Consider the following 5,028-nt stretch of genomic DNA (forward strand, 5'->3'; position numbering starts at 1 on the left):
CGCCTCCCCCAAGTCCCGCATGGGACGGCACTTTGTTATATACCGTAGACTGAAGTCTACGGTTAATAAAGTGCCGTCCCATGCGGGACTAATGGAATCTTAGCATCTTTTATCCCGTAGACTGAAGTCTACGGTTAATAAAGTGCTGTCCCTGCGGGACAAAACACCGTTTGCAAGAAATAGCACCTGAAAAAAAATTAGCCAATTTGTCGTGCACCCCTTGTTATATCATTTTTTTTTGTACCTTTGCCGAAAATTTTAATGATTAAAAAAAATGAAAAAGATTTTTAGAAATTTGTGTTTAGTGGCAATTGCTGCCACATTTATTCAGGCCGCTCCGAATAATTCCAAATTCGCAGGCGTGCAGGTAGGAACAATCACCTACAGTTTCAGGGAAATGCCTGACCAGTCGCTTCCGGCGTATCTGGATTACATTGTGAATGCCGGTATCAGTTCCGTTGAACTGATGGGTGGCATAGTAGAAAATCACTTGGGAGTACCCCGTGGCGGCGACGCGGTTCGCAAATGGAGAACCGAATTGTCTATGGACAAGTACAAGGAAGTAAAGAAGCTCTTTGCCAAAAGAGGCATCAAAATCAATGTACTGAAGTTAGGCGATGCGAATTGGTCGGATGAAGAAATCGACTACGCTTTCAGAGCTTGTAAAGCCGTTGGCGCCAAAGGCATCAGCATGGAAATCTCGGAACAATCAGCCAAAAAGATGGCTCCCTTTGCGGAAAAACACAAACTGTTTGTCATTTTCCACAACCACGGACAACCGGGCGACCCCAATTTCAGCTTCGACCGCGTGTTGGCTCATGGCTCATATCTTCGCTTGAATTTCGACGCAGGTCATTATTACGGAGCTACCGGTTTAAATCCTTGCGACCTTATCACACGTCTGCACGACAAGATTGTCACCATCCACATGAAAGACAAGACCGGAAAAAACGATACGCCGAAAGACCAAAATCAAGTGTGGGGAAAAGGAACTACGCCGATAAAGGAAATTCTGCGCCTGATACAAAAAGAAAAATGGCCCATCGAATGTGATGTCGAACTGGAATACGCCATCCCTGCGGGTTCGGATGCCGTAAAAGAAGTTGCAAAATGTGTAGCGTACTGCCGTGAAGCGTTGCTTACCGGGAAATAAGAAGTCCCCATAAATTTATGAAAAAAATAATTGCAACTTCATTATTTGTGCTGTTTATGAGCAGTATGAATGCACAAACGTCTGTTAAATTGGGCGCGGGCGATGCGGAGATAACGATTTACTTGCCTAAGGCTTCGGTGAACAAACACAAGGCAGTGATTATCTGTCCCGGAGGCGGGTATGGCGGTTTGGCTATACAACACGAAGGGCATCAGGTTGCCGAGTGGCTGAAAGAGCAGGGCTATGTCGGCATTGTACTAAAATACCGCTTGCCGGAAAAAAAGTATAAAAACATTCCATTGGAAGATGTGCAAACTGCCTTTCGGTATGCTCGTTCAAAAGCCGGCGAATGGAATATCACCAAAGTAGGCATCGCCGGATTTTCGGCGGGCGGGCATTTGGCGGCAACAGCCTCAACGCATTACACCGACAGCATCACACGTCCCGACTTTTCAATACTTTTCTATCCGGTCATAAGTATGGATAAGGACATTCGCCACGATGGGTCGCGCATCAATCTCCTGGGCGACAATCCTCCGGCAACAGACTTGCATATTTATTCAAACGAAAAGCAGGTGAATGCACAAACTCCTCCGGCGATATTATTGTTAAGCGATGATGATAACGCGGTGTTGCCTCAAAACAGCATTTTATACTATCAAGCCCTGAAGCGCAACAACATTCCCGCAACCCTGTACATTTTTCCGACAGGGGGGCATGGCTGGGGCATGAACGATACGTTCCAATATAAAAAAGAAATGCTCACGCTATTAAAATCATGGCTTGATGCTTCCAACTGAGATATTTGGTTTATGTACCTTTGTGAAATTTTAGTAAATAAAAAAAGTAAAAATAAAAATGAAAACAATAAGTAAGTGTTTTTTAGCAGTGTGTATGTTGTCAGGCGTCAATGCCTACGGTAACGACGAAATCCGCCCGTATTCCATCCTGCCCGAACCGCAGCAAGTGGCATACACCACCGGTTCTTTCAAACTGAAAGATAAACTGACAATCGCATTCCCACCAAAATTGGCAAACGAAGCAACATTGTGTAGAGACGTGGCGCGCCACGTCTCCGCCGCCATCAACCCCATCCTGCAAAAAGGTCAAAAATCAGGCGACATCACCCTCGTGTTAGATGCCTCAGTATTGCCTCAAAAGCCTGAAGGGTATATTTTGGATATTCAGTCAAAAGGGATTGTTATTAAGGCTAATGCGCCTGCTGGTATTTTGTATGGTATTCAAACTTTGCGGCAATTGCTTGAGGCTTCATTGGCGGCGGCGGAGACGTGGCACGCCACGTCTCTACAATGCGGTACGATTACGGATTATCCTACTTTGGGGTGGCGTGCCTTGATGTTGGACGAGTCTCGCTATTTTCATGGGAAGGAGGCTGTGTTCAGATTGTTGGATAATATGGCTCGGTTAAAGTTGAATGTTTTTCAATGGCATATTGTGGATTCTGACGGTTGGCGCATCGAAATCAAAAAATATCCCGAACTGACAAAAACAGGCGCTCACCGCGATTCAACAATAAAAAAAGGATGGTGGGATGTTGGTTACGAACACGGTTATTTGGAACGCAAACCCCACGGCGGTTTTTATACGCAGGACGAAATCAGGGAAGTGGTGGCTTATGCCGCTGCCCGCCACATTACCATTGTGCCTGAAATAGAAATGCCGGGGCATGGCGATGCAGCCATTAACTCCTATCCGTGGTTGGGAGTACCCAAAGTAGGTACCCAAAAGACACGCGACAATCTCATGGGAACGTATGTATTTGATGTAACCGACCCCAAAGTCATTGAGTTTTTTCACAATGTACTCACAGAGGTGATGGCTTTATTTCCGAGCAAGGTGATTCATATCGGTGGGGATGAGGTGCATTTTGATTATTGGAAAAATTCGCCTGCTGTCAGCCAATATATGAAGGAGAAGGGCTTCAAAACACCTGCCGACCTGCAAGTTGACTTTACCAACAAAATGTCGCAATGGCTTACTTCCAAAAAACGAAATATGATGGGATGGAACGAAATAACCGGTGCAGATGTTCAGGGGGGAAATAATGACCACACTACCGGACAGCGTCTTGCCCCCGGTACTGTTGTTCAATTTTGGAAGGGCGACCTGTCCCTCATCAAAAAAGCAATAGATGATGGCTATAATGTGGTTAATTCGCAACATCAATTTACGTATTTAGATTACACCTATAAAAGCCTCTCGTTAGAAAAAGCTTATTCATTCAACCCTGTGCCCAAAAGTCTGACGGATGAACAGAAAAAAAGCGTGCTGGGCTTGGGTTGTCAGCTGTGGACAGAGTTTGTGCCCGACGAAAATGCCTTGAATTACAGGGTCTATCCCCGCATAGCTGCTTATGCCGAAGTGGGGTGGACGGCGCCGGACAAAAAAGATTACAAGCGTTTCCTGAAATCCCTGGATTATTTTCTGGCAGAATGGAAGAAACAGGGTATTGAGTATGGTCAAATTCAAACTGCCGCCCTGGATTGGGGAGAGAAACGATGGAAAGACCTGCCTGAAAACCCATTGATAGACCCCGAAGTTTATGGGCTGCAGGAATTGGTTATCGGCGACCCGCAAATTTTGCTACCCGGTAAGTTTGACGACAAATGGCATGCCTTTTTTCATGGTTTTTCGCATGATACAAAATGGCACAGCTGGTTTTTTCACTCCGTTTCAAAAGACGGACTTCACTGGGCAGATGCTTCCCATGCAGAAGGGGAAATTGGCGTACAATACATTTTCTGCGATGGCGACCGCTGGATACAGTATTATTCGGCTACCACCGAATATAAAGACCCGAAAACGGGAAAACAATATCACGTTGTGATACGTGCCAGGACAACGACCGATTTTAAAACATGGTCGGAACCTGTTACGCTTGTAGTGCCGGATTTGCCAAAAGAACGTGAGGGACCACGAATAGAAGCGCGCAATCCATGTGTCATCCTATTACCGGATGGTCGCTACAGGATGTATTACAGTGGCGGCACGGTTTTCTTGAACGATGCCGGTTATGAGGAACCAAAAAATATTTTTTGTGCCGAGGCCGATAATCCGCTGGGTCCGTTCATAAAAAGAGAAGAGCCTATTCTGGAGCCGGACGTAAATTTGCCGTTCCGAAACTTTGGATGCGGCGGTTTTAAGGTATTTGGCTATAAAAAGGGGTACGTAGCTTTTTATAATCCTATTTATATTGATGCGGAAGGCAAATCACGCTCGGAAATCCGTCTGTTGTCGAGTGACGACGGTCTGCAATGGAAAGAAGCCGATTGTAATCCGATTGTCAAACCCGACGCGAATATCCCTTGGCGTTCGGCGATTATTTATCAGTTGGACGTCGTGCATTGGGAAAATTCGCTGCTGATGTATTTCAACGCTCGCGAAGGCTGGCGCGGCGGCGCTGAGCGAATAGGGGCGGTCAAGCTGAATTTGAATGGCGAGGCACCTGCTGTGAAGTTGGAGAAGTCATTTAATAAGCAATCGAAATAGCGCAGGGCGGGGTCGTTTTAATCAATCACTATCACCACCCGCCTGTTTCTCTTCCTGTTTGCTTCACCGGCATTTGGTGCGACCGGCTTTGTTGCTGCTTTTGCTATGGTGGTGATGCGGTTGGCGGCGATGCCTTTTTGGACGAGGTAGTTTTTGGCGATTTCGGCACGCTTTTGGGCTATTGACATATTGACGAGGTGGGTGCCGAAGTCGCAGGTATGACCTTCGATGATGATTTGCACGTCGGGAGCGAGTTGCAGGAGCAGTTCTGCTTGTGCATCCAGAATACCTTTTTGCTGTGCGGACAATGCCGTGCTGTCTGATGAATAACCGTCTATGGGCTGCTCTATCCTCTTTTTGACTTC

At 46.3% G+C, this 5,028-nt stretch carries 4 protein-coding genes; 3 read left to right on the plus strand and 1 reads right to left on the minus strand.

Features of this window, described 5'->3' with window-relative positions; translation table 11 throughout:
- Positions 1-274 precede the first annotated feature (274 nt).
- Genes ASC50_RS05260 through ASC50_RS06765 form a run of 3 tightly spaced genes read left to right on the plus strand, consistent with a single transcriptional unit; the run spans position 275 to position 4,663 of the window.
- Complete coding sequence (locus ASC50_RS05260; RefSeq protein WP_055431669.1) at positions 275-1,153, plus strand: sugar phosphate isomerase/epimerase family protein; 879 nt, start codon at positions 275-277, stop codon at positions 1,151-1,153.
- Between the two features lie 17 nt (positions 1,154-1,170).
- Positions 1,171-1,953 carry an alpha/beta hydrolase gene (locus ASC50_RS05265; protein WP_055431670.1) on the plus strand — a complete coding sequence of 261 codons (783 nt, stop codon included), beginning with the start codon at positions 1,171-1,173 and terminating at the stop codon, positions 1,951-1,953.
- A gap of 58 nt (positions 1,954-2,011) precedes the next feature.
- Entirely contained in the window at positions 2,012-4,663 is a 2,652-nt protein-coding gene (locus ASC50_RS06765) for a family 20 glycosylhydrolase (RefSeq protein ID WP_082592106.1), read from the plus strand.
- 17 nt (positions 4,664-4,680) lie between these two features.
- Here the strand turns inward: ASC50_RS06765 and ASC50_RS05275 are convergent.
- Positions 4,681-5,028 (minus strand): OmpA family protein (locus tag ASC50_RS05275; RefSeq protein WP_158648481.1); only part of this gene is annotated, 348 nt, incomplete at its 5' end.

It is taken from the genome of Candidatus Symbiothrix dinenymphae, from assembly GCF_001431085.1.